General features: G+C 37.9%; 18 protein-coding genes. 3 read left to right on the top strand and 15 right to left on the bottom strand.

The window, feature by feature from the left end:
• The first annotated feature begins 54 nt into the window (after positions 1–54).
• Positions 55–1,254 carry a dicarboxylate/amino acid:cation symporter gene (locus N0B48_RS06715; RefSeq protein WP_259837735.1) on the top strand — a complete coding sequence of 400 codons (1,200 nt, stop codon included), beginning with the start codon at positions 55–57 and terminating at the stop codon, positions 1,252–1,254.
• Positions 1,255–1,467: 213 nt separating this feature from the next.
• On the opposite strand, the gene N0B48_RS06710 is transcribed toward N0B48_RS06715, so the two are convergent.
• Together N0B48_RS06710 and N0B48_RS06705 are read right to left on the bottom strand one after the other, a co-directional pair.
• Complete coding sequence (locus N0B48_RS06710; RefSeq protein WP_259837734.1) at positions 1,468–1,851, bottom strand: DUF779 domain-containing protein; 384 nt, start codon at positions 1,849–1,851, stop codon at positions 1,468–1,470.
• Positions 1,852–2,596: 745 nt separating this feature from the next.
• A complete protein-coding gene (locus tag N0B48_RS06705; RefSeq protein WP_259837733.1) occupies positions 2,597–4,126 on the bottom strand; it encodes an aldehyde dehydrogenase family protein in 1,530 nt (509 codons plus the stop codon).
• 180 nt (positions 4,127–4,306) lie between these two features.
• Here N0B48_RS06705 and N0B48_RS06700 point away from each other — a divergent pair, with 180 nt between their 5' ends.
• Positions 4,307–5,233 carry an AraC family transcriptional regulator gene (locus N0B48_RS06700; RefSeq protein WP_259837732.1) on the top strand — a complete coding sequence of 309 codons (927 nt, stop codon included), beginning with the start codon at positions 4,307–4,309 and terminating at the stop codon, positions 5,231–5,233.
• Positions 5,234–5,296: 63 nt separating this feature from the next.
• Here N0B48_RS06700 and N0B48_RS06695 read toward each other — a convergent pair whose 3' ends face one another.
• Complete coding sequence (locus N0B48_RS06695) at positions 5,297–6,721, bottom strand: RagB/SusD family nutrient uptake outer membrane protein (protein ID WP_259837731.1); 1,425 nt, start codon at positions 6,719–6,721, stop codon at positions 5,297–5,299.
• A 15-nt stretch (positions 6,722–6,736) separates the two neighbouring features.
• On the bottom strand, positions 6,737–9,586 hold the full coding sequence (locus tag N0B48_RS06690) for a SusC/RagA family TonB-linked outer membrane protein (RefSeq protein ID WP_259837730.1): 2,850 nt from the start codon (positions 9,584–9,586) through the stop codon (positions 6,737–6,739).
• 529 nt (positions 9,587–10,115) lie between these two features.
• On the opposite strand from N0B48_RS06690, the gene N0B48_RS06685 reads away from it, so the two are divergent.
• A complete protein-coding gene (locus N0B48_RS06685; protein ID WP_259837729.1) occupies positions 10,116–11,057 on the top strand; it encodes an alpha/beta hydrolase in 942 nt (313 codons plus the stop codon).
• A 136-nt stretch (positions 11,058–11,193) separates the two neighbouring features.
• Here N0B48_RS06685 and N0B48_RS06680 read toward each other — a convergent pair whose 3' ends face one another.
• The 11 genes from N0B48_RS06680 to N0B48_RS06630 all read right to left on the bottom strand — a co-directional run bounded on the left by N0B48_RS06680 (position 11,194) and on the right by N0B48_RS06630 (position 24,900).
• Positions 11,194–13,701 carry a M1 family metallopeptidase gene (locus N0B48_RS06680; RefSeq protein ID WP_259837728.1) on the bottom strand — a complete coding sequence of 836 codons (2,508 nt, stop codon included), beginning with the start codon at positions 13,699–13,701 and terminating at the stop codon, positions 11,194–11,196.
• An 11-nt stretch (positions 13,702–13,712) separates the two neighbouring features.
• Entirely contained in the window at positions 13,713–13,943 is a 231-nt protein-coding gene (locus N0B48_RS06675; RefSeq protein WP_034728770.1) for a hypothetical protein, read from the bottom strand.
• Between the two features lies 1 nt (position 13,944).
• Positions 13,945–15,267, bottom strand: a complete 1,323-nt coding sequence (locus N0B48_RS06670; protein ID WP_259837727.1) for a serine hydrolase domain-containing protein — start codon at positions 15,265–15,267, stop codon at positions 13,945–13,947.
• A 91-nt stretch (positions 15,268–15,358) separates the two neighbouring features.
• Positions 15,359–16,147, bottom strand: a complete 789-nt coding sequence (locus N0B48_RS06665) for a hypothetical protein (RefSeq protein ID WP_259837726.1) — start codon at positions 16,145–16,147, stop codon at positions 15,359–15,361.
• Positions 16,147–16,941 carry a thymidylate synthase gene (locus tag N0B48_RS06660; RefSeq protein WP_034728766.1) on the bottom strand — a complete coding sequence of 265 codons (795 nt, stop codon included), beginning with the start codon at positions 16,939–16,941 and terminating at the stop codon, positions 16,147–16,149. Before N0B48_RS06660 ends, N0B48_RS06665 begins: the two co-directional genes overlap by 1 nt.
• Positions 16,942–17,096: 155 nt before the next feature.
• Complete coding sequence (locus tag N0B48_RS06655; protein WP_259837725.1) at positions 17,097–19,850, bottom strand: M4 family metallopeptidase; 2,754 nt, start codon at positions 19,848–19,850, stop codon at positions 17,097–17,099.
• 411 nt (positions 19,851–20,261) lie between these two features.
• Positions 20,262–20,702: a GreA/GreB family elongation factor gene (locus N0B48_RS06650; RefSeq protein WP_259837724.1), complete on the bottom strand. Its 441-nt coding sequence runs from the start codon at positions 20,700–20,702 to the stop codon at positions 20,262–20,264.
• A gap of 155 nt (positions 20,703–20,857) precedes the next feature.
• The gene (locus N0B48_RS06645; protein ID WP_259837723.1) at positions 20,858–22,204 is read right to left on the bottom strand and encodes an alpha-amylase family glycosyl hydrolase; all 1,347 of its coding nucleotides are present in this window, start codon (positions 22,202–22,204) and stop codon (positions 20,858–20,860) included.
• A 210-nt stretch (positions 22,205–22,414) separates the two neighbouring features.
• Positions 22,415–23,011: an IS1096 element passenger TnpR family protein gene (locus tag N0B48_RS06640; RefSeq protein WP_259837722.1), complete on the bottom strand. Its 597-nt coding sequence runs from the start codon at positions 23,009–23,011 to the stop codon at positions 22,415–22,417.
• A 134-nt stretch (positions 23,012–23,145) separates the two neighbouring features.
• Positions 23,146–24,177, bottom strand: coding sequence for a sensor histidine kinase (locus N0B48_RS06635; protein WP_259837719.1), 1,032 nt, complete (start codon positions 24,175–24,177; stop codon positions 23,146–23,148).
• Positions 24,178–24,222: 45 nt separating this feature from the next.
• Entirely contained in the window at positions 24,223–24,900 is a 678-nt protein-coding gene (locus N0B48_RS06630) for a response regulator (protein ID WP_034728755.1), read from the bottom strand.
• Between the last annotated feature and the right edge of the window lie 115 nt (positions 24,901–25,015).

The following is a 25,015-nucleotide window of genomic DNA, read 5'->3' as shown; positions in this document are numbered from 1 at the left end:
AAAATTATATAAGACAATGTTAAAAATAAACCTATCTTTGATAAAAAGCGTTGAATGAAAGAGGTACTGAATAACTACTCAGGAATTATACTTTTACTTTTAGGAATTGTTGCAGGAAGCATTATAGGCATTACTGCGCCGGGTATTGTGGAATATATTAAACCATTGGGTGATATCTTCCTGAACCTGCTTTTTGTGAGTGTAGTCCCGTTGGTATTTTTTGCCGTTTCCAATTCTATTGCTTCTCTGGAACAGCAGTCTAAGTTTGGAAAAATCATTCTGGTGATGTCCTTCACTTTTCTGTTTTTTATTTTGACGGCGGCAGTTTTCACGATTTGTGCCGTTTATGTATTTCCTGTTTCGGGAGTTTCCGGTAGTTCGGAAATGATTTCTGAAGCTGCCAGTGAGGACAGCTGGGGAAACAGGATCGTAAGTTTCTTCACCGTTGGAGAATTTACTCAGCTTTTTTCAAGACAAAATATGCTGGCTCTATTAATTTTCGCTTTTATGACTGGATTTGCAGCCAGAAAGTCTGGAGAAAAAGGTCAGCCATTCAGGCTTTTTATTTCTTCCGGATATGAGGTTATGAAGGAACTTCTTTTATTGATTATGAAGCTTGCTCCTATTGGTCTTGGGGCTTATTTTGCTTATCAGGTGGCAACATTGGGACCTCAGCTTTTTGGATTTTATGCTAAACCATTAGGACTTTATTATATCGCGGGAATCATTTATTTCTTTGTCTTCTTTTCACTGTATGCTTTTATGGCAGACGGACAAAAGGGGATTAAAAGTTTCTGGAAGAATGCAGTCTATCCTACTCTAACTGCTCTGAGTACCTGTAGCAGCTTTGCTACGATGCCGGCAAATCTTCAGGCTGCGTCGAAGATTGGTATTCCGAATTCCATTGCGAATCTGGTGATCCCTATCGGAACTACATTGCATAAGAACGGATCTTCCATGTCCTCTATTATCAAGATATATGTCGCTTTTCTGATTATTGGAAAAGACTTTTTTGATCCGGCCAATTTACTGCTTGCCCTGGGAATCACAGTGTTTGTAAGCATTGTAGCCGGTGGAATTCCAAACGGTGGATATATTGGTGAGATGCTGATGATTTCGGTCTATAAATTACCACAGGAAGCTATTCCGGCAGTGATGATCATAGGAACGCTGGTAGATCCGCTGGCCACTGTTCTGAATGCTGTAGGAGATATTGTGGCAGCAATGTTTGTGAACCGGTTTGTAAAAGTCTGACAATTATCGACGAATTGCTATTTTAAACCGTTGCTTTAACCATTAAGATCAATGAAGTTGATAAGGAAAGTTAAGGAAAATCAAATGATTTTTTTTAGCTGTATCTCCTAAAAGATAAGTTCAACTTTAATATTCTTAAAAGCTTAAAAATCTTTAATGATTTAATTTTTATTATTTTCTGCAGATCAAACGCATCATGCTGATTGTGTTTGTTTACTCGCTACGTTGTACAGGTTCCAGGTTTTCATATTCTTCTTTGGTGAAGAGCCTGTAATTGACCTTGAATGTTTTGCCTAGTGGAGTTTCCAGAGAAAATCCTCCCGGTCCGAAACCATCTGTAACATCCAGTGTAAAGTGAGAATATTTCCAGTATTCGAATAAATCGCGATCTATCCAGAATTCATAGCCGTTGATGGTACCAATCATGGCATCATTCATCCGGGGAAAAAATCCGCCTTTCTCGAAGCATTGCGGTTGGGTACCTTCACAGCATCCACCTGCCTGGTAAAACATCAATGCACCATATTTATCTTCCAGTTGATAAATGACATCAAGTGCTTTTTCTGTTGCTGATAATCGGGATATTGTGGTTTCCATTTTTTCTTTTAATTAAACAGGTTTGTTTGTATTAAGATACGAAGATTTTGATTAATATTTGTTTTCTACTGCCTGTATGTTTTTTAACGCAAAGGCGCTAAAGTTTTTTATTTTCATTCTGTTTTAAGGCGCAAAAATTTTATCTGCGATAAAATTGTATACTGCTGTTATTCTGAGGTATGCAATAATATCATTGTGAATGGTCAATGGTAAATTGACTATTGACTTGCATGGCAAAATTGACTTTTCACATTGAAGTTTTTGCGAATGGTGAATTGTCAATGGTGAATCTACTATCAGTCTATCATTGACTTTTCACTTGCGTAGCAAAATTGACAATTCACATTGAAGTTTTGTGAATGGTAAATTGTCAATGGTGAATTTTACTGGCTCATCATCATTGACTATTGACTTGCGTAGCAAAATTGACTTTTCACATTGAAGTTTTTGCGAATGGTGAATTGTCAATTGTGAATCTACTACCAGTCTATCATTCACTTTTCACTTGCGAAGCAAAATTGACTTTTCACATTAAAACTTTACTTTCTATCACGGTAACAGAATTCCTGCTTACCCGAAATATTTCCGGTAAGGACGTCTTTTCGCGTGAGGGATAGGAAGGGCGGCGAGGAACGAGCCGGTGCGGAATGAAATGGAGCACCGAAACGCAGTGAAGCCCTGGAATAGCCCGACCGTTTTGCCCCGGCAGAGCCGGGGCAAACGGGCACGCCCTAATATTTAAAAATTAAAAGAAACCTAATTTGTTCTTGTTGTAGGAGATCAGCATGTTTTTGGTCTGACGGTAGTGGTCAAGCATCATTTTGTGGTTTTCTCTACCAATTCCCGACTGCTTATATCCTCCGAAAGGAGCTCCTGCAGGATATGAGTGGTACTGATTCACCCAAACTCTTCCCGCCTGAATCTGACGTGGAACATTGTATAACTGGTGTGCATCTCTGGTCCAAACTCCCGCTCCAAGTCCATAGATGGTATCATTGGCAATTTTTATAGCTTCTTCCTCATCTTTGAAAGTCGTGAATGCCAACACAGGTCCGAAGATCTCTTCCTGAAAGATTCTCATTCTGTTGTTACCTTTGAAAATAGTCGGCTGGATATAGAATCCGTCCTCAAGGTCATCTCCGACGTTATTTACTTCTCCGCCTACAAGAACCTCAGCCCCTTCTTCTTTTCCAAGCTGGATGTAGGAAAGGATTTTATCTTTCTGAATCTGGGAAGCCTGAGCACCCATCATCACCGTTTTATCCAATGGATTTCCCACTTTGATGGCTTTTACCCTTTCAATTACTTTTTCAATGAATGCATCTGCAATATCTTCCTGAACCAACAGCCTTGAAGGACATGTACAGATTTCTCCCTGATTAAGGGCAAAAAACACGGCTCCTTCGATCGCTTTATCCAGGAATGCATCATCTGCATCCATTACGGAGCTGAAGAAAACGTTTGGAGATTTCCCACCTAACTCAAGGGTTACCGGAATGATATTTTCTGTAGCATACTGCATCACAAGGCGTCCTGTAGCGGTAGAACCTGTGAATGCTGCTTTTGATACTTTAGGATTGGTTACCAAAGCTCTTCCCAGTTCTGCTCCGAAGCCATTAACGATATTAATAACACCAGCAGGTAAAAGATCTCCGATGATTTCCATTAAAACCATGATAGAAACCGGAGTACTTTCTGCAGGTTTCAGTACTACGCAATTTCCTGCTGCTAAAGCCGGAGCCAACTTCCATACCGCCATCAAAATTGGAAAATTCCAAGGGATGATCTGTGCAATTACTCCAAGCGGTTCGTGAACAATAAGGGAAACGGTATCTTTATCGAGCTCGTTGTGAGAACCTTCTTCTGCACGCACTACGGAAGCAAAATACCTGAAATGGTCTATGGCAAGGGGTAAATCGGCAGCTAATGTTTCTCTTACAGCCTTTCCGTTATCGATGGTTTCAACGATGGCAAGTTGTTCTAGATTCTGCTCGATTCTGTCTGCAATTTTATTCAGGATGATACTTCTTTCTGTAGAGGATGTATTTTTCCAGGTTTGAAATGCCTTGTGTGCGGCATTCACAGCCAGCTCCAAATCTTCTTTTGAAGAATGTGCGACCTGGGTGAAATTTTTCCCGTTAACCGGTGAAACTACATTGAAATACTGTCCGTTAACCGGCGGTGTAAATTTACCGTCAATATAATTATCATATTTGTTTTTGAATTCAGGCCACTGTAATGCAGTTTCTGATTTCGGTTCTGTAATTGTGCTCATATTAATATAATTTTAATTTTTTCGTAATGCCAAGTTACATTTACCTATGAAAAAGCGATAGCACAATCGTATAAAAAAACATCACAATAGTGCAGATGTTCAATTTTATAATTTTATTAACAACAGTGTAGGGCTAAAATTTATATATTTGAGTGATTGGGTTTGACAAAATGTTTAGAAATGAATAACGATAATAAATTTTTATTAAATACTCCTGAATTAAAGAAGGAGAGCCAGTTATTGAACCTTGTTGAAAACCAGACAAAATTCAATCTAAACAACTGTGAGTTCAGCATATACGAAACTCATAAAGCTGCTTTTGGTGTAAAACTTCATTTTGAAAATATTGCTTTTACCGCGATGCTGAGAGGTAAAAAGCATATGAAACTGGATAATAAAACGAATTATTTTGATTATTTTCCAGGTGAAAGTGTTCTGGTAGCGCCCGGTGAAACCATGGTCATCGATTTTCCTGAAGCAGATGAAGCCCCTACCCAATGTATTTCTTTAAGTCTTAATCCCGAATTTATAGAGGATTCCCTTAATTATTTAAACTACAGTCTTCCCAAAGTGGATGAAACTTCACAATGGAACATCCAGCTGGACGAATTTTTCCTTTTTAACAACAAGTCTTTGGCCTCTGCCACCAACAATATCATGAGAATTGCCATGGATGATAATTCCCAAAAGGATATCATGGCAGATTTCGCTTTGAAAGAATTACTAATCAGACTTATGCAAACCCAGGCAAGAAGTATGGTAGAAAAGAATATTGCTAAGAATAAATCCAGAATAGGTTTCGCGGTAGATTATATCAGAAAAAATCTTCATCAGAAGCTGTCTATTGAAAGTATGGCAAAATTGGCTTACGTGAGCAAGTCTAATTTTTTTAAAATGTTCAAAGATGAATTGGGAACATCACCCAATGACTTTATCCTGCAGGAAAGAATTAATAAGGCGAAGGAATTATTAGCAGGTCAGAACAGCATTAAGGAAACTGCCTATCAAACGGGGTTTTCAGATACAAATTATTTTACTAGGGTGTTTAAGCAGCTGGTGGGTGTTACGCCGAAGAGTTATCAGACAAGCGTAGTTTTCTCTAAATAATGTCTTATAATAGAAAAAAAGCCCTACATGGCAGAGCTTTCATTGATTTAATCATAGTTTTGTTTAGTATCCTGGAAATTGTTTAATATTAGGATTACTTAAAATTTCTCCCAATGGGATAGGAAATGCTTTAAACTGATATTTAGACGAATTTAATACAACTCCAGTCTGGGGATTCGTAAATCCTATACCATTCCTTTTAAGATCTCGGTATCTGAAACCTTCTAAAAATAATTCAATATTCTTCTGAAACAAGATCTCTTCCAGCAAATTCTGTCCACTCCCTGCAAAAGCGTATCCCGGCACTCTGTACGTTGAAACATAAGTGTTAAGCTTTGCCAGAGCCGATGAAGGATTTGTATAGTACAATGCTTCCAATTGGTTGAATACAGCTTCCGATTCTCTCATTAAAATAACATCCGTGGCAGGAGTCTTATATTTAGCAACATCAACAGGTTTAGGGTTATCAGGAAAAGCAGATATTGCAGGAGAACCCACACTTGTTAAAGTAAACCAACTGTCCTTTCTGACATCTGCAGTTGAAAGCTTGTTATAAAATGCCCTGGTTGCAAAATTTTGTCTGTATCTGCCTCCTGAATACCAGGTCGCTGTAATACCATCATTAGCTCCCGGAAGATCTTTATCATTAAATTCAAGCTTAAAAATGGCTTCACTTCCTCCTTCCTCTGTAGCACTGAATATCGTTGGAGCCTGTGCAGCAGTAGCAAGGCTGGAGAAATTACTGTTTAATATTTTTTGAGAATAAGTATCCGCTTGAGAATAATTCTTAATTGCTAAATAATACCTGCTAAACAACATATCTACCGCTGAATTATTCATTTGTTTTTTATTGGTATTCAAAATTTTCCCTTCTGCAGCCGTAAGATCAGATAGAATTTGATTATAAACCTGAGCGACTGTAGACCTTGAAAGTCTTGTATTTACATCCAAAACCAAAGGAAGGGGAACGCCCATGTCTTGATTTCCATTCCCTGAAATTTCAGAGAAGTGAGTAGCAAGATCGTAAAAAGCCATTGCTCTGATAGCATGTGCTTGCGCAAAAAGACTGTCTGGAGTTTCAGATGTAGTGATATCATCCTGAATTTTTCCTTCATAGCTCAAGACAAAGTTTGCATTGGCTATAATAGTATACAAGCTAGCCCATAAACTAACAAAACCTATCTGCTGTGGTACATAATATGATAAATCCGTCTGACGGGTACCTGAAAATCTGTTTGAATTTCTTAAACTGACAAAACTGTTATCTGCTAAAAGTTCATTCAGAGTAGGAATCATAGCTCCATAAGAATCTGTACTTTGTAGTGAATGATGTAATCCGAGGATGGCAACAGCAAGGTTTTTTTCATTGGTAATACCCTCTTTTAATTCCACATCAACTTGTGGTTTTTCTTCTAAAAATTCATTACTGCAAGAAGTGGCTGAAGCCATTATTAACAATGATGTTATAATATATTTTATGTTTTTCATTTTTTCTTAATTAAATTAAAAATCAATACTAATTCCAAGCATATACTGTCTAAGATTGGGTTGTGTCTGATCATAAACACCTAAATTAGAAGCAGTATAGGTAAATGAGTTTGAATTGGATTCCGGATCGAAATAAAGACTTTTATCAAATGCATAAGTGAATAAATTAACTCCCCTTGCATATACATAAATCCCTTTAACTCTATCTATTTTTAAAACATCCTTTGTAAATCTATATCCAAATTCGACATTCCTTAACCGGATATGGTCTCCATCAAACAAGTATCTTGTAGAAGCTGAATTGGCATTCTTATTTCCACCGGACACAAATTTTGGTTGAGAAGCGTTTGGATTATCAGGTGTCCACGAATCATATAAAGCCGGAGATAATTGGTTGAGATATCCATACTGACCACTGGAATCATAAACAAATGCCCATCTGTCAAATACTGAATAATTTCCCTGATAATTAATCAGAAATGATAATTTGAAATTTTTATAATTCAATTCGTTATACCAACTTCCAATATGTGTAGGCAGTGCATGCTTACCTGTAAAAGAAAGTTTAGCTAAGCCTGAATTATTTGTTGTCGCGGTTTTTGAATCATCAGTGTACCATAAAGGGTCTCCATTTTTGGGATCAACGCCAGCCCAAAGTCTTGTGTAAAATTCAGTTGGATTATGACCTGGAAAAAAGGCTTTAAAACCATCAATAGTAGTTGGATTGGTCTCTCCATTTAAATTTTTAATTCTGCTGTCATTATAAGCATAATTAAATCTTGTATTCCAATTGAAACCCTCATTATTTCCAACTTTAAATCCCAGGGTAGCTTCCAGCCCTTTCGAATAAGAATCGGCGATATTTTTTGTAATAGAATTAAAACCGGTAGATGGAGGATTAGGTACACTAAAAATTTGGTCAGTATTATTATTTTTATACACCTCCAGAGTACCATATATTAAGCCATTTTTACCAAATGTAAAATCCAGACCAATATTAGATTTATCAGATTTCTCCCAATATAAACCATCACTAGGTGCCACATTAGAAACATACCCTGCATTAGAAGAAATATATGCAGCTTTGTAAGAATACTGATCATATTTTGCATAAGGACCCACTGCCTGGTTTCCATTTTCTCCATAGCTGGCTCTTAGCTTTAAGCTTTTAAAAAAGCCGGGAAGAATATTTGCTTTACCAAAATCGAAACTGAGCCCTGCACCCCAAAAATTACCGTTATACCCTGTAAATCCAGAATAACCATCTCTTCTGAAGGATCCTGTAAACGTCAAAAATTTATTGAATGTATAGGAAGCTCTCGTTACGTAGCCTACTAAACTTCTAAAATCAGCACTTCCGCCGGCTCCGGTTGGATTCGCGCCGACATCAGCATATTTTAACCTTGTTCCGGCGGGAAATCCCTGTTTGGATAGAAAATTAAATTCCCGTTCAGTTCTTGTAGCTTCCAGACCTACCGAAATAGAGACATCATGTTTATCTGCAAAAACTTTGTTATAATGCACAAAATTATACCAGTTCCAGGTTAGATAACTATTGAATTGTTTTGCAAGATATCCGTTACCATTGGTATCACCATCAAATGTTCCGTCTCCAAAATCAGGATTCCAGTAAATCAGTTCATTTCCTGATGTATAATCCAATCCAAAATTGGAAGTGTATCTAAAATCAGGAAGAAACTGATAATCAGCACCAACACTGGTTATAACTTTATTAAAAGTCCCTTTTTCTAAACTTTCATTCTGAATTCCAATAGGATTGAATTCTTCATTAATATAATAAAGCTTAGTATTATAAGTTCCGGTTGGATTATAAAATGACTGGGTAGGTGATAGCAGTCTACCTGTAAATACTGGGTTACTAAATGAAGAGCCATCTGTAGCACCCGTCTGAACTGATCTTGATAAATTAACGGACATATTCATCTTTAATTTATCACTTGCTTTCCAATCTGCTCTTAAAGCGGCATTATACCTGTCAAATTTAGAATCTCTGGAAACTCCTTCCTGCTGGAGATATCCTAATGACGCGAAAATTAAAAGATTTTCTACTCCCCCACTGTAATTAAAATTATATCTGCTGAATGCCGGATTTGCTCTTCTTACCGCGCGATTCCAATCATAATCTGAAACGCCATCCCAGTCATATTCGGATTTTGCTAAATTATAGCCGTTCTGAAGCGTAGAAGCTTGTCCGGCATTAAATAAACTAAGTCCATATAATTTTGTTGACTCCTCCGCATTAAGCATTTTAAACTTTTCAAAAGCGACCTCACCTGCTCCTATTTCACTGGTAAAATTAAGATCCGATCGCCCTTTTTTACCTGTTTTGGTCGTTATCACAATAACTCCATTGGCACCTCTGGAACCGTAAACAGCAGTGGCTACTCCATCTTTTAATACTTCAATATTTTCAATATCTGCCGGATTAATCAGTGATAATGAGTTTTGTGACGTAAGCAGCCCGGAAACATCTCCTGATGGAATAGGAACTCCATCTAAAATATACAAAGGATTATTCCCGGATGTTAATGAGCCAAGCCCTCTGATCAGGGTAATACTATTTGCCCCGGGTTGCCCGCTGCTTGCTGTGGACATCAACCCTGCAACCTGCCCTTGTAATGCATTTTCTATAGAAATTGCCGAAGGCCTAACGAGTTTATCTGCTCCGATTTTAACACTTGATCCCGTCACCTGCTCAGGTGTCTGTCTGATTCCATAAGATCCCGTCAGTACCACCTCATCAATCTCCCCCCGAATCGTATCATTCTTAACTTTCTGCGCAGACACAGTATGTCCTATAAAGAACAAAACTCCTGCACTTAACACACGTAATTTTACATTCATGTTTATAATTTTAGCATTGTAGATAGCAAATATGTTAATAAAGCTTAACAATGTCAAAATTTAAAACCCTGTAAAACAAACACTTAATAGGTATTAATTTAATTAGAAATCGAGAAATTATATTTAATAAAAAATTGAATTCGATAAAACAGCACAAAAAATTCTTAGAAATATGATTTCAATGAAATTTTAGTCACAGAAAAAAAATCTATCAGACTTAAACAAAATCAATAAAATGGCAAATAAAATCCATACTAACTCAAACTATCAATAAATAAAATAAAGATCCATCATCATCGATTTAAAAACAAAATCAAGATTTAAGCATTAAAATCATCAAAAAATAAACATTAAAACACCTAAAAAGAAAAAGCATCCCGAGCACAAAATTATTTTTTATGATATATTAAGAAATAAGGCCGACTTGTCCAAAAAGCCAGAAAGACCTGCTTAGCTTAAAACCTCCTTGATCATAGAATACACTTGGTATAACCGGAAGATTGTATTAATTTTATTTGCAAATACATCTATGAGAACCTTTATTGCCCTTACCATCATCTTGTTTACCGGCAGCACGGGATATGAAGCACAGATTCAGGAAAAAAAAATTCAGATATCACCTGCTTTGGAGCAAATCCCTTTGTGGACTAATCATATGCCTGACGGACCCGGACCACAAGGAGCGGAAATAATAACCGCCAAAGGCTCTGTTACAAACATCTCAAAACCAAGATTGATTGTTCACCGTCCTTCCAATCCTAACGGAACCGCTATTTTAGTGATCGGCGGCGGCGGATATGCCCATATCGAAATGGGTAAAGAAAGTAGTCCAACGGCCAACTGGCTTGAATCCGAAGGTATAACTGCCTTCGAACTTATCTACAGACTTCCTCCAGAAAACCTGAATAGCAACAAAGTTCCTTTTGAAGATGCTCAACGGGCCATGCGAATCATCCGAAGCCTTGCGGAAAAGTATAAGATTGATGTCAATAAGGTCGGAATTCTGGGATTTTCTGCAGGCGGTCATTTAGCAGGATTGACCTCGGCACAACCTGACACAAAACGCTACAAGCCAATTGATGAAATAGATTCTTTATCGGCAAGACCAGATTTTACCGGACTGATTTATCCTGTTATTTCTATGCTTCCTCCCAATAATAAGACCCATTCAAGGAAAAGTATTCTTGGGAAAGATCCGTCTGTTGCTGAAGAAACCGCATTTTCAGTAGAAAAACTGGTAGATTCCAATATGCCGGTTACGTTTTTAGCACAGGCTATGGATGATCCTATTTCTTCTGTTGATAATAGTTTACTGTTATATTCGGCTCTGAGGCAAGTGAATGTAAAAGCTGAAATGCATCTTTTTCAAACCGGTGGTCACGGCTGGGGATTAGGTAAAAAAGGAAGTCCTGCAGCTGCATGGCCTGAGCTTTTCAAAACCTGGATGAAGAATAACGGTTTTTGGAGATAAAAAGACAGGATAAAATCCCCTAAAATCATGTTTGAATCGCCTTCAGTTCCTAAGCTTAATTTTGCTTTTTAAATTAAAATCATAAAAAAACCACTGATTTTCACAGTGGTTTATATTCTAAATTTTAAGAGGTTTCTTACTTAAAATCTTCAATGGCTTTATTGATCGCATCGATCTGTTTGTTGATACTTCCTGCGTTCTGAGGATTCTGTCTCAGCAGTTCCATTTTTTTACTTAATCCATCTTTCAGCATCTGGGAAATCATCATTTTAACCTGAGGATTATCTCCCATCTCGCCTTTTGCATGGCTGATGATTTTTGTAATATTTTCAGTAGCTTTCAGGTTATCTGAGCTCATGATCCAGTTGTATCCTTCTTCAGCAGATTTCCCCAATTCTGGGTTTTGTAATTTAATGAAAGGATAAAAGGCCACAAGAGGTGTGATATTAGACATCTGGGAAGTCACTTTATTCTTTACAATCACTGGTAGCAGCTGTCCAAGTAACGTCTCTGAAGCTCCTTCCAGGTCGATCTTGTCAGCCAGTGTACTCGCTTTTGACGGATCTATGCTCAAAACAGCACTTAATGACGTTGCTTTTACCGCATTGGACACCGCATTCACCCCTTTTTCAAAAATCGGAAGGTATTTTTTATCTTTAGTTTTAGCCAAAGCCGTGATCGCAGCGGCCTGTACTAAGGTTTTCGGATCATTGGATGCTAATTTCTCTACATCGGCACCTAACGCTTTCATCTGTTCAGCATTTGAAAGATCCATCAATTGAAGTGCCTTGATTCTTGTTCTGAAATAAGGGTCTTTTATTGCTGCAGCCAATAATTTCGTCGCAGCCGGACTTTTCCCGACCTGATCTTTTATAGCGGCTAAAGCTTTGTATCTGCTCTTAAATTCCTTGGAGTTGGTGAACTGCATCAGGTTTTGTTCCGGAGTCTTGGTATCGGTAATTTCTGAAACTAAAATTCCGTCTGCATTGATATTGATCAGATCCGGAGTTTTAGACGCATCAAAATTGAATGTATTCTTCGCCTCAGCATTGACCCATACATTATATCTTTTCGGTTTTCCATTGTCGTAAACATCGATGGCAAGTGGAAACTCGAACGGCTGATCCTGAGTTTGATTAATTGTTACAGTTACTTGCTTTTTTACAGGTTCAAATGTAAACGAGTAGTTCAGCTTTGGATTTCCGCTTCCGAAATACCACTGATTGAAGAACCAATTCAGATCTTTTCCTGAAACTTTTTCGAAAGAAAGTCTTAATTGATGAGCTTCGCCGCTTTGATATTCATTGGTTTTCAGATAATCATTCATCCCCGCAAAGAAAGCATCATCACCCAGATAATTTCTCAACATATGAAGGATACCACCTCCTTTCTGATAGGTCACCAGGTCAAAAACGTCTTCGCGGGAATCATAGTTGAATCTCACGAGGTTTTTCTTGAAATCAGCAGGATTGTGGATGTACATATTCACATCGGTCATCTGGTGATAGTCTGCCTGGTCTTTTCCGTATTTATATTCGTTCCATAAGTATTCGGAATAATTGGCGAATGATTCGTTCACGGTAAGGTTGCTCCAGCTTTCTGCCGTCACAAGATCTCCGAACCAGTGGTGGAATAATTCATGAGCGATCGTATCTTCCCATTTGTTTTCATCGATCAACTGTCCTGGTTTCTGAAGGATATCGCTTCCATGAAGGGTTGCCGTTGTATTTTCCATAGCCCCGCTCACATAGTCTCTTCCTGAGATCTGCGCATATTTTGCCCACGGATAATCATACCCCATTTTTTTGGAGAAAAACTCGATCATTTCCGGCGTATTTCCATAGATCTGTTTTGCGTAAGGTTCGTATTCTTTTTCGATATAATAATCTACCGGAATATTTTTCCATTTGTCTTTAACGATGGCATATTCACCTACGCCCATAAAGAACAGGTAGGTAGAGTGCCTTTTATCCATTACCCAATGGTCTGTTCTTAAGCTTCCTTCTTTCTGTGAATCTTTCAGAATTCCATTGGAAAGGGTGACATATTTATCAGGAACGGTCATGTAGATCTCCTGCGTAGTCTTCTGATTCGGTTTATCGATGGTTGGGAACCACGCGGAAGAAGATTCCGTTTCCCCTTGTGTCCAGATCTGAGTCGGCATATCCGGATCCTGTCCCTGTGCATTGACAAAATAAAGACCTTTGGCATCATTGATAGCCATGCTTCCCTTCTGTTTTACCTCATTCGGGCGTGCCGTATACTTGATATATACTGTATATTCCTGATTTTTCTGATAGGTTTTATCCAGACTGATCTTCAGAATCTCGTCCTTATATTCATATTTTAAAGGTGATTTTTTTCCGTTGTTATCAAGAGCTACTTCGTGAATCAGCATACCTTTTGCATCAAGTGTCAGTTCGTTGGTCGGATAGAAATACGGAGTGGCTGTCAACCATTCTTCTCCGCCCATCTGTTCTTTCTGATAATCGAAATTGACTTTAAGCTTGGTATGTTTAAGTTCCGTTACTTTGGTGTTTGTGGCTCTGTAAGCCTTTTCCCTTCCTGAAGTTTCGGTCTGTGCTGATACGTTTGCGGAAAAGAAAATTCCGAGTATAGCAATGGACAAAATCGCCTTTTTCATTTGTTACTTTATTATTTTTTAGAATTATTTTTTGTTATTATATCAAAAATATCATTAACCAGGGTTTCGTAGTCACCTGTTTTCAGCTGTTCTTTGGTTTTAGCAAAAGCTTTTTTCAGTTCACTTTCCGGGTTTTCATCATCAATGATCTCTACCGAGGCTACTCCTTTCAGCTGTAAAACTGCATTTTGAAGTGCTGCAAGATCTGCATTGTCTTCTGTATTGATTTTTAAATATTTCATTTTATTGTTTCTTAAAGGTAAAATTATTGGCACCCTGTGAAAAGTCCATGGTTCCTTTCTCAGCATTGAACTTCATTTTGACACCTCCCATTTCAAACTTAAATTCGGTTTCAGAGACCGCTTCCAGCGGAAATGCGCCCTGTCCTGTAGCCTGCCCCATCAGTTTTCCTTCTTCCTGGAATATTTTTATATCCAGCGGAAAGCCTTCTGTCTTGTAAAGTCCTTCATATTTTTTCAGAATTTCAGCCGCTACAGAAACTTCCTTAAAATTAGGCATTTTAAAATCTTTTCCAACAGCTGTCTGGATCATTTTGATCGAAATATCATTATTATCGTAATCTGATTGATTGGTGATGGCGCTCACTGCTACTTTCAGTTCAGGAAAATAATATACTACTGAGCGAAAATGATCAATTCCGCCGTTATGTCCATACCCCAAATATTTTTCAAAAGGCACCTGTGCAATTCCGTAGCCATAGCCATCTATAAAGTTTTTCATCCCGGAAAGACTGGTTTTACTGATGAGTTTTCCGTTTTCCAGGGCAATGATAAACTTCAGCAGTTCTGTAGGGGTAGAAATGATATTTCCTGCGCCCACAGGGATGCTCATGTCCGTTTCCTGCCACGGCTGATAGCTTCCATTGGAATAGATATAGGAAAGTGCCTGATTTTTAGAAGGATCAATTTTTCCACCCACTTCTGTCAGTGTTAACTTCAGAGGATTTGTAATTTTGGCCTTAAGCAGTTGCGCATAAGTTTTTTTATAGACCTTTTCCAGTATAAAGGCCAGGAGAATATAGTTTGAATTGCTGTATTCATATTTGGTTCCAGGAGAAAAGTCGCTTTTATATTTTTTGATGATCGACATCAGGGATTGTTCTGTCTGAGCCGTTGTATTGTAGGTCCAGTACTCCTGTTCATCCGTCAGATTATGAATTCCGGTTCTGTGCTGTAAAAGGTTTTCGATGGTAATTTTATCTGCATTTTCTATTTCCGGATACCATGTAGAAAGCTTGGCATCAAGGGATAGCTTTTTTTCTTCAACAGCCTTCATCACAAGTACTGCCGTGAATGTTTTGGAAATAGAACCTATGCGGTATTGGGTATTGATATTGGCTTTCTGCTGTTTTGAAGCATCGGAGAATCCCGTCGTTTTCAGAAAAGTAGGCTGGCCGTTCTCTGCGATGGCAAAGCTTCCCATTACTTTATGATGAACAGAAAGTGAATCGAGATAATTCATTAATTTCTGTTTGTTTGCACTTTGAGAAAATGCCATACACGAAATACTTGCTGTCGCTACAAAAAACAGTTTTTTCAGAATCATATTATTAATTTTCCAATCAGTAGTAAAATTAAGGATTCTGTTACAGCAAGGGGTGTAGGAATATTAATTGTAATCTTCAGAAGAAATCCCGCTATTTTCCAGCGGGGACAGGATCTGCTGTTCCTTTTTCTACAGAATCATTTTTGATAAGATCTCCAAACTCCTTCTGCAGCAATTCAGCATATTCCTTTTTGTGCCATGAGTTAAGGTATTGCAAGGCAGGTTGTCTATGATTTTCAAAGGCCTGTTTTGCGATCTGGTTTTTCAGTCCGTCGGAATAGGTTCTGTTTCTCAATGCAGTTGTGAGGATAAGTTCTGAAGAATTCGGCATAAAAAGAATCATGCTGTCGAGCTGTTTCAAACCTGGGTCGGAGTTTAGTTCTTCAGGTTTCAGTTTGTAATACTGTGTCCAGTAAACCGGTTCTGCGGGATGATCATCACTAAGAATACATCCATTCTGAATGTGTACGATCCCTTTTCTGGAAAGCATTTTCTGGAAAACCGGAACTGTATATTTATTATCTTTTTCTGACAATGCGATGGCAGCGTAAACCGCCACAACACTATTTTTATTGTCAGTAAGCGACAGCAATTCCTGTTCTGAAGCGGCTTTATATAATTTTTTGAAATTCTTGAAATTAGCAGGTGTGTCTGTGGCACCTTTTCCTCCCTGTTCTGTTTCATAGATGTTTAAAGACGAAATATCTTTAATTATCTTTCTTAAATGCTGAGGAACATTCAAAGTATCGAAGATGGCATCTTTTGTAAAATCAAAATCGTCCATCAACAGGTCTGTAATGACCGGTTTTTTCTCTTCTTTTTTATGACAGCTAAAGAGAGCAATGGTAAGAATAACAGCAAAAATTCCCGAAACTTTCATTATACCGCTACAGGAGCTTTAATTCCCGGATGCGGATCATAGTTTTCAAGGGTGAAATCTTCAAAAGTAAATCCGAAAATATCTTTGATCTCAGGATTCAGTTTCATCACAGGAAGTGGCCTTGGATCTCTGGAAAGCTGCTTATTTACCTGCTCAAAATGATTGTTGTAAATATGCACATCCCCGAAGCTGTGCACATAATCTCCAACTTCCAGGTCACATACCTGCGCCACCATCATCAGTAATAATGCATAACTCGCAATATTGAAAGGAACTCCAAGAAATACATCAGCACTTCTCTGGTACAGTTGTAGCGACAGTTTTCCATCTGCTACATAAAACTGGAATAAAGCGTGACAAGGTGCCAGCGCCATATTGGGAATCTCGGCAGCGTTCCATGCAGAAACGATCAGCCTTCTGGAATCCGGATTTTTCTTGATCTGATCGATTACTTCTGTGATCTGATCTACAATTTTTCCGTCAGCTCCCTGCCAGCTTCTCCACTGCGCGCCGTAAACAGGACCTAAGTCACCATTTTCATCTGCCCATTCATCCCAGATGCTTACTCCGTTGTCATTGAGATATTTAACATTGGTATCCCCTTTCAAAAACCAAAGCAGCTCATAGATAATGGATTTCAGGTGTACTTTTTTAGTCGTTACCATAGGAAAACCTTTTGACAGATCATATCTTAGCTGGTACCCGAAAACACTTCTCGTTCCGGTACCTGTTCTGTCGGTTTTATCTGTTCCATTGTCTAAAATATGCTGTAAAAGGTCTAGGTAGTTCTGCATTTTTGAAAGCGGGTTTTTATGGTTCAAATTTAGAAAAAACTAACCGATTTTGAGTTATCATAGATCATAAAAAAACAGCTGTGAAATTATTTTCACAACTGTTTACTATTATTTTTTACTTGTTGAATCCCGAAGGATCCGGCAATAATCAGGGATTAATTTTTAATAATCTTCTGAGTAATTTTCTCTTTTCCGTTATCCAATGAAAGGATATATACTCCCTGAAGCAATGCTTCAACGTTGATAGACTGGGATTTTGTTTCGCCAGACTGAACTACGCTTCCACGGGCATCAACAAGCTGATATCTGAAATCAGAACCGGATTGAGATTTAATCTTAATGATATCTTTTACCGGATTCGGATAAACACTGATTGTATTATTATCGCCTGACGTTTCAGCAATCAATGAAGAGACAGCTCCTGCAGAGTTTATTTTTAATGTATAATCTTCAACCTGTCCATAGTTAAATGTTCCACATGATGAAGAAGGCACTGCATTGTATCTCATGATCACTCTCAATCTTGTATTTCCAGTAAGAGCAGTACTTGGAATGGTGATACTTCCGGACACAGGAGATGTTGTGCTTGCTGTTTTAGACCATGCTAATTCACCGCTATCTGTAAAGTCTCCATCGCCGTTATAATCAATATAAACTGCGTATCCTTCACTATATTTTATAGAAGTCCATGATGGTGTGATGGAAACGGTATAAGAAGTTCCTTTCGTAACATTTCCAGTAACAGAAGTGAAGTTCTCATATCCTGCCGTACCTGTTGATGTTTGATTAATATCCGCAAATTTCACATTGCTGATACGTTCATCGGCCGTGGAGTTGCCAGAAGATGAGCAATAGGTGACAGTACCTCCGCCAGATTGTGTGGTTACGCTCACTGCATTACTTGCTGCTGAAATATTTCCTGCTGCGTCTTTTGCTTTCACGGTGAAGCTGTAGGCAGTAGCCGGTGTTAATCCTGTTACGGAATACGTTGCGGAAGCCGTAGATCCCAGAAGACTTGTTCCTCTGTAAACATCGTATCCTGTTACTGCCACGTTATCAGTAGATCCGCTCCATGAAAGTGTTGTGGAGGTTTGTGTAGTGCCTGAAGCAGTCAATTGAGGTGCAGTAGGAGCCTGAGTATCTGTTGTGGTTCCACCGGAATAAGCTGTTCCTAATCCTACCGCATAAAATGCATTCTGAGTTGCTTGATGTTCCGCAGAATCTGCGCCGAAAAGATCTTTTGCAGATTGAATTCCGTAAGTTAAAGCATTGTTATAATTAGAATTCGCTGTAAGATAAGAGGTTTCTAATCTGTAGACAATTTTTGCTGCTTTTTCAAATCCGATTCCTGCCACAGTGAAGCTGTTTCCAATATCATTGGTTCCGGAACCTCCCTGTACCAGAAGATAGAACCAATAATTCAGCACACCGCTATTGTAGTGAACCCCACAGTTATCATTGGTGTCAGGATTGGGAATACAGGAATTGCTGGCATCTTTCCAATACGTTCCTTTGTAAGTATCCGGCTGTTTAGACAATCCTGAATTGGGATTGCTCATAGATCTTAAATAATTAGGGGCTACTTTGGTAATATCCTCCCCGATTAAAAAGTTCTGTTTTTCAGGTGCATAAGCATTTTCAATCACAGTTCCCCAGATATCGGAAAGTCCTTCATTCAACGCTCCTGATTCTCTTTGATACACCAGATTAGCCGTTTCCTGACATACAGCATGTCCTAATTCGTGAGCGGTTACGTCAAATGCCCCAAGAGGTTTAAATGTACTAGCTCCATCGCCGTACACCATTGCACTTCCGGTCCAGGCTGCATTTTCCCATGAGCTTCTTACATGAACATAACTGTCAAGTACAGCTCCCTGATTGTCATAACTATTTCTATTGAATGTATCTTTGAAATAATCGTATGTTTTTTCTACTCCCCAATGAACATCCAGTGCTACATCATTCCCTGTGGAAGAATGTTCTGCCGTTGTCCAGTTGTTGTCCGTATCCGTAATATTATTTTTTGTAAGACTGGTATAGTTTGCATTATTGTTATTGTAGGTATTGACTCCTCCTCCTCTTGTGTTGTCTTTTAATGCATATTTCCCGCTCACAAGAGTGGTTTCAATTGATTTTGTTCCACTGTATTTTGTCTGGGCGGTTCCGGCAACAAAAATTGATGCAAAATCCTTTTTTGATTGATTTTCAGGTCCTGCAGGGGAAATACCATTCATTCCCTTGCCGTGAGAATGCTCTCCGGTATGCTTCATGATCTGGTCATTGAGCAGTACGGCTCCTGATTTGGCATCCACATATACGTTAGATCTCAGAAAAGGTTCGGCGGAGAAGATATCAAACTTATAGGACAGTAAAAGTCTGTATTTACCATTGGCAGCTTCAACCGGTAATAATACAAGCTCTCCTTTAGGCTGATAATTAATCTCTCTGCCGTATTCCGTGTTGGTCATTAAAGCTTTCGCGCCGATATATTTCACGGCAGTTTTAAGTGCGATAGATTCTGAAACATCAGGCTGGGTATTCAGATCGTTGGTATCATAGAATTCTCCATTCATGCTGACCAGATTACCTTTTACGTAGTGCAGCATATAATTGGCAAATTCAACCTTAATCCCATCATGATAAAGCTGGTATTTTTCATCAGAAAAATCGCTGAAGAGTTTTGCCGAATTAATTTTAACCATTTTAGATCCTGCGGGAAGATTTAAGATCTCGGAGAAGAATTTTCCGTTGTCGGATAATGTAAGATCCCTTGCATTAGTTCCTGGTTTGAATGTGATCATTGATGAATTGCCCTCATCAATTCTTTGCTCAACATATCTTTGAGCCTGCAGGCTAATTCCGCTTACTAAAAGCGGAACAAAAACCATAAGTGTCAATTTGTTTTTCATAAACAATATTATTTTGGTGTGTTATCAACCCAAATATAATAATTGAACAAATACAATCAACAAAAAAAATAAAATATAATTACGAAATTCACATTTTTAACCAAAATTATTTGAAAAATAATTAATCAAAATTTATAATTAATATAAAAAAAATTAACTAAAAGATTTCAAATTAAGAAAAAATGATCCATCAAAATTCTGAGATTAATTTAAATTTTTAACAATAAAAATTTATTAATATTTAAGCTTAAATTTCCTTTATTTCTTTAAATCTGACCATCAATTTATCCTATTGACTCAAAAATTCTCTTAATTTTTTAACGATAATTGATCACAAAAGGAGTAAAAATTAATATTTCATGATTTGATTGGAAAATTTTCACTTAGATTTCTTGTTTTCACCCTTATAATCTACCAGATATCTACAATCTTTTGGTGAATATTATTTATAACGAATCCTTCTGTAGATTTTTTACCTAACATTGCTTTCACCAGTGGGGATTCTGCAGATACCGTCATAATCTTTTGTGTGTCTGAAATAATTTCACCTACAGATACCGTAATATAAAACAAACCCTTATCTGTTTTGACCAAAGCTCCGGTCTGTACCTTATCGGAAGGCTCGGTTGAAATTTTTTGGATAACCGCCAGCTGATTCAAAGATTCATTAAGCTGGCGCTGGAGATTATTAATTTCCTGTTGAAGCATTTCGCGGCCGGTTTCGTACTTATCACCCATTGAACTTTTGGTATCGTTGCTCGAAGCACGGGTTTCAGCAATCAAATCTTCAAAGTTTTGGATCTTGGTGGTAATTTTGGTTTTTATGATATTTAATAATTCCTGTTTGTTCATGTCATGAATGTTTTCGTGTGGACATCTCTTAATTAATCTTCCAAGAGGAGGATGGCGTAAAAAAAATACATTTTGGCTAAAGCCTTCTGCAAATATGCATAAAATAAGCGGGCTAAAGCCCGCCCCTATTGAATATAATATTCCTGATAAGCTATTTATTTTTCAAAAACTGCGTAATCCGAAACTTTGAAAACGAAATCTTTTCCACTGTCAAAATCTCTTTTTGTTCTGTCGAAAATATTGCGAAAAGTTCCCGACAGGTTTTGGTCTTTGATGGTAAAGTTTACAGGTTCCTTTGACATATTCAGTACAACCAGAACCTCATCTTTTCCATTTTTTCTTACGTAAGCCAGAATTTTGTCGTTGGCTGTTGTATTCAACAGATAAGTCGACACACTTGCATCTCCTCCTCTTAATGCAGGGTTAGAAGCTTTTAGGTCCAGTAATATTCTATAGAATTCGGCCATCTGGTAATTAGTGGTCCATTTGATGGCATCTTTTTCAAAGAATTCAAGCCTTTTCATATTGGGAAGTTCCTGCCCTGAATACAATAGAGGAATGCCGTTCCATGTAGCTGAAAAAATTGCCATCGGTTTGGTAATTACTCCATATTTTTCGTATTCTGTTCCGTTCCAGGAATTTTCGTCGTGATTGGACGTAAACCATGCTCTCATAGAAACATCTCCGATATTGGAATACTGCTGCAACAGGTCTTTAAGTTCCTGAAGCGGTTCATTTTTCTTGAAATAGTCTGCAGATTTATGCATCCATTTCCATGAATAACTGGCGTCAAATACTTTTCCGTATTCAGGACTTTCCAGTTCATCAAATTCACCTAGCCAGAAAAGAGGTTTTATTTTTTCCACTTCCGGACGCGCCTGCTGCCAGAAATCCACTTCTACCCATGAAGCAAGATCACATCTGAAACCATCAATGCCAGTTTCTTTTACCCAGAATTTCATGGCATCAATCATGGCAAGTCTCATTTCCTTGTTTTTATAATCCAGTTCAATGATATCGTCCATTCCGGAAGCGATATGGAATTTTCCGTCGGCATCTTTCAGATAGAATTCAGGATGCGTTTTTGTCCAGATATGATCCCAGCCTGTGTGGTTGGCTACCCAGTCTATGATGACTTTGAATCCCAGTCTGTGGGCTTCATTCACCATATGCATGAAATCATTCATGGTCCCGAACTCCGGGTTAATGGAAGTGTAATCAGAAGCAGCGTAAGGACTTCCGAGGCTTCCTTTTTTGTTCTGCTGAGCGATCGGAGTTATCGGCATAAACCAAAGTGTTTTGACCCCCATTTTTTTCAGGCGTGGCATTTCTTTTTCAAATGCCCTGAACGTTCCTTCGGGTGTATATTGTCTGACATTTACTTCATATATATTGGTGGTGTGCTTCCATTCTTTCGGAGAATCCATAGTGTGTGTTGTATTTTGAGTGGTACAGGAAACAATTCCCAGACCAATTATTGCTAGCAGAATTAATTCCTTCATTCATCTATTTTTAACAAAAGTAAGGAAAAATGAAGTGTGTGAAGGTGAATTGTGAGTTGTGAAGCGTGAATTTTGCTTCGCAAGTGAATGGTCAATGGTCAATAATAAATATAGTGTTATAAAATTCACTATTGACTTGCGAAGCAAAATTCACTTTTCACAAAAAAAAGCCCCGGACAAAAATCCAGGGCCATATATTGTATTCAGATGTTATTTTTCATCCTCGTTATCTTCTTCATCTTCGAAAACATCATCATTGTAGTTTTCTTCTTCCTCGTCATCGAAGTTGTCGTCATCTTCATCTTCAAAACTGCTGTTTCCACCAAAGTCATCCTCAAAGTTGAAATCATCATCCATCAAAGGCATTGCTGATCTCTTTTTGGATCCTCCTGAACCGCTTTTGCTTGGTGCTTTTAACGGAACATTTCCGAATCTGTATACTGTGATTGGGTAAATAACCCCTTTTGTCTCGTCGATTACTTCTACAAGCTCGCAGAAGAATTCCCAAAGGTCAAGAAGCCCGTACTGAAACTGAGCTTTGTCGCCCACACTTTCAAAAGCTTCATCAATGTACACATCTGACATAATTTCGCCATCACCATCGTCACTCATATCTTCCAGGGGAACACTTTTAACAATTGTTCCGTCATCTTCCAACATATTAAAAGTGGAAAGTTCGTCTCCCTGCAGACTGAACGCACTTTTAATTCCCAAATGTAAGTTCCATAGTGATTGTTTTCCTTTTACTTCAATATCACGGAAAATATCCTCTTTCGCATCTAATATTACGCGGATCTTGTAAACCATATCAGTTTCTTAAATTACTTTTTTGCCTTAATTATTATGATAAATCTCTGTTGCAAATATATAATAAATGACATGTGACAAAAAAATATTTCAGGATTTTTTAAAATATTTTTTTTTCTTACATTCTACCAGAATTATTTGCTTTTTTCAAGCATAAAACTGAATTTGGTTCCTTCAAGATAAACACTTTCTACGGTTATATTTTCGTTATGGGCTTCCAGGATATGCTTTACAATAGCGAGTCCAAGTCCTGAACCCCCTTCCCTTCTGCTTCTGCTGGTTTCCACGCGGTAGAATCTTTCGAAGATTCTTGGAAGAATTTCGGCTTTAATTCCCATTCCGTTGTCGATGACTTCAATCAGCACTTTATTTTTAAGAACACTGGTTTTGACCACCACTCTTGCTTCCTGCCTGTTGGCATAATGGATAGCATTGGAAATTAAATTAATAAAAACCTGTGAAATCTTCTGTTTGTCGGCATCTACAAAGATTTGCGGATGAAGGGTCTGAATCTGCAGCGTTGTATTATGTTTTTCCGCTTCAAACTCGAGAAGTTCAAAAATTTCTTTGATTAAAAGATTGACATCAAATTTTGAGTTGGTGATACTGATCTCGCCGGCTTCCAGACGGTTGATCATATCCAGATCGGTCACAATAGCGATCAGCCTTTCTACTGATTTATCGATTCTTTCCAGATATTTATCACGAATGGTTAGATTGTCCACACCGCCGTCTCTAAGGGTTTCTACGTATCCCTGAATAGAAAACAAAGGGGTTTTAAGTTCATGCGAAACGTTTCCGATGTATTCTTTACGGTAGCTTTCCATTTCTTTCATCATATCGATCTCCGTTACCTGCTGCTGGTTAAGATCGGAAAATCTTTCACCCAGTTCTTTAATGGTAATGTTTTCGTTATTGTCATGCACAATTTCCTGCGGAAGCATCTGTGAAAGTCCACGAACCTGCTTTTTTCCGTAGTAGTTGAAAAGAAGTTCAAGAACAACGTAATTGATGATGAAAATAAGGATCAGACAGATAAAAAGGCCGATTTTAAAGAAAGGCGTCCGGTAATAGATATCCTTCAGCGAATCAAAGATGATCACTAAAAGAAACATCACCAGTGTCAGAAGACACGAGGCGACGAGTGTAAGTCTGTAAAATTTCAATTTTACAAGTTTTTATAGGTTATGTAAAGGTAGGAATTTAAGTTATTAAACGATAAGCTTATAACCGATTCCCTTTAATGTCTGGATGGTATTGATTCCCAGTTTTTCTCTTAATCTTCTGATGTGAACGTCGATTGTTCTTTCTCCCACGATCACGTCATTTCCCCATACTTTTTCAAGAATTTCTTCTCTTTTAAATACTTTTTCAGTGTTTGAAGCCAGAAGATACAACAAGTCGAATTCTTTTTTAGGAAGAAGGAACTGCTGTCCGCTTTTGGAAACTCTGAAATTGTCTTTGTCGATAATCAGATCACCGATTTCGATCAGTTTCGCATTATCAGACACCTGAGAAGTCAACTGTAGTAAAGCGTTTACTTTAGAGATCAGAATTTTCGGTTTGATCAGTTTTACAATATAATCATTGGCTCCGGCCTGAAATCCTGCAAGCTGTGAGAACTCTTCGCTTCTTGCCGAAAGGAAAACGATCAGTGTTTTCTGCAGTTCTTTTACTTTGCGAAGTTCCTGACATGTCTCGATACCGTCTTTTTCGGGCATCATAACATCTAATAGGATAAGGTCCGGGATGATCTCCTTGGCTTTATCTATACCTTCGTTACCGTTTGTGGCTGTATAGATATCGTAACCTTCTTTTTCCAGGTTGTAAGACAGAATCTCTAAAATATCCAGTTCGTCGTCTATTAAGAGTATTTTCTTTTGGTTCATTTTAAATTTTTACAGAGTCAAAGTTAATAAATTTTAAAGCACAGATGAACAAATCTATTATCGTTCACATAAAGTTAACAATAACTCCCTTTTATTAATGTTTAGTTAAAAAAAA

The organism is Chryseobacterium herbae, from assembly GCF_025154075.1.
Lineage (GTDB): Bacteria > Bacteroidota > Bacteroidia > Flavobacteriales > Weeksellaceae > Chryseobacterium > Chryseobacterium herbae.
The sequence above is the reverse complement of the archived record's forward strand: the minus strand, read 5'-3'. Positions and strand labels throughout refer to the sequence as shown.

Excerpts from the sequence above, each read along its gene's own strand:
- N0B48_RS06655 (WP_259837725.1), bottom strand. The coding sequence starts at position 19,850 with ATGAAAAACAAATTGACACTTATGGTTTTTGTTCCGCTTTTAGTAAGC.
- N0B48_RS06685 (WP_259837729.1), top strand. The coding sequence starts at position 10,116 with ATGAGAACCTTTATTGCCCTTACCATCATCTTGTTTACCGGCAGCACG.
- N0B48_RS06670 (WP_259837727.1), bottom strand. The coding sequence starts at position 15,267 with ATGATTCTGAAAAAACTGTTTTTTGTAGCGACAGCAAGTATTTCGTGT.
- N0B48_RS06630 (WP_034728755.1), bottom strand. The coding sequence starts at position 24,900 with ATGAACCAAAAGAAAATACTCTTAATAGACGACGAACTGGATATTTTA.
- N0B48_RS06640 (WP_259837722.1), bottom strand. The coding sequence starts at position 23,011 with ATGGTTTACAAGATCCGCGTAATATTAGATGCGAAAGAGGATATTTTC.
- N0B48_RS06700 (WP_259837732.1), top strand. The coding sequence starts at position 4,307 with ATGAATAACGATAATAAATTTTTATTAAATACTCCTGAATTAAAGAAG.
- N0B48_RS06675 (WP_034728770.1), bottom strand. The coding sequence starts at position 13,943 with ATGAAATATTTAAAAATCAATACAGAAGACAATGCAGATCTTGCAGCA.
- N0B48_RS06690 (WP_259837730.1), bottom strand. The coding sequence starts at position 9,586 with ATGAATGTAAAATTACGTGTGTTAAGTGCAGGAGTTTTGTTCTTTATA.
- N0B48_RS06645 (WP_259837723.1), bottom strand. The coding sequence starts at position 22,204 with ATGAAGGAATTAATTCTGCTAGCAATAATTGGTCTGGGAATTGTTTCC.
- N0B48_RS06650 (WP_259837724.1), bottom strand. The coding sequence starts at position 20,702 with ATGAACAAACAGGAATTATTAAATATCATAAAAACCAAAATTACCACC.
- N0B48_RS06695 (WP_259837731.1), bottom strand. The coding sequence starts at position 6,721 with ATGAAAAACATAAAATATATTATAACATCATTGTTAATAATGGCTTCA.
- N0B48_RS06705 (WP_259837733.1), bottom strand. The coding sequence starts at position 4,126 with ATGAGCACAATTACAGAACCGAAATCAGAAACTGCATTACAGTGGCCT.
- N0B48_RS06665 (WP_259837726.1), bottom strand. The coding sequence starts at position 16,147 with ATGAAAGTTTCGGGAATTTTTGCTGTTATTCTTACCATTGCTCTCTTT.
- N0B48_RS06660 (WP_034728766.1), bottom strand. The coding sequence starts at position 16,941 with ATGCAGAACTACCTAGACCTTTTACAGCATATTTTAGACAATGGAACA.
- N0B48_RS06710 (WP_259837734.1), bottom strand. The coding sequence starts at position 1,851 with ATGGAAACCACAATATCCCGATTATCAGCAACAGAAAAAGCACTTGAT.
- N0B48_RS06680 (WP_259837728.1), bottom strand. The coding sequence starts at position 13,701 with ATGAAAAAGGCGATTTTGTCCATTGCTATACTCGGAATTTTCTTTTCC.
- N0B48_RS06715 (WP_259837735.1), top strand. The coding sequence starts at position 55 with ATGAAAGAGGTACTGAATAACTACTCAGGAATTATACTTTTACTTTTA.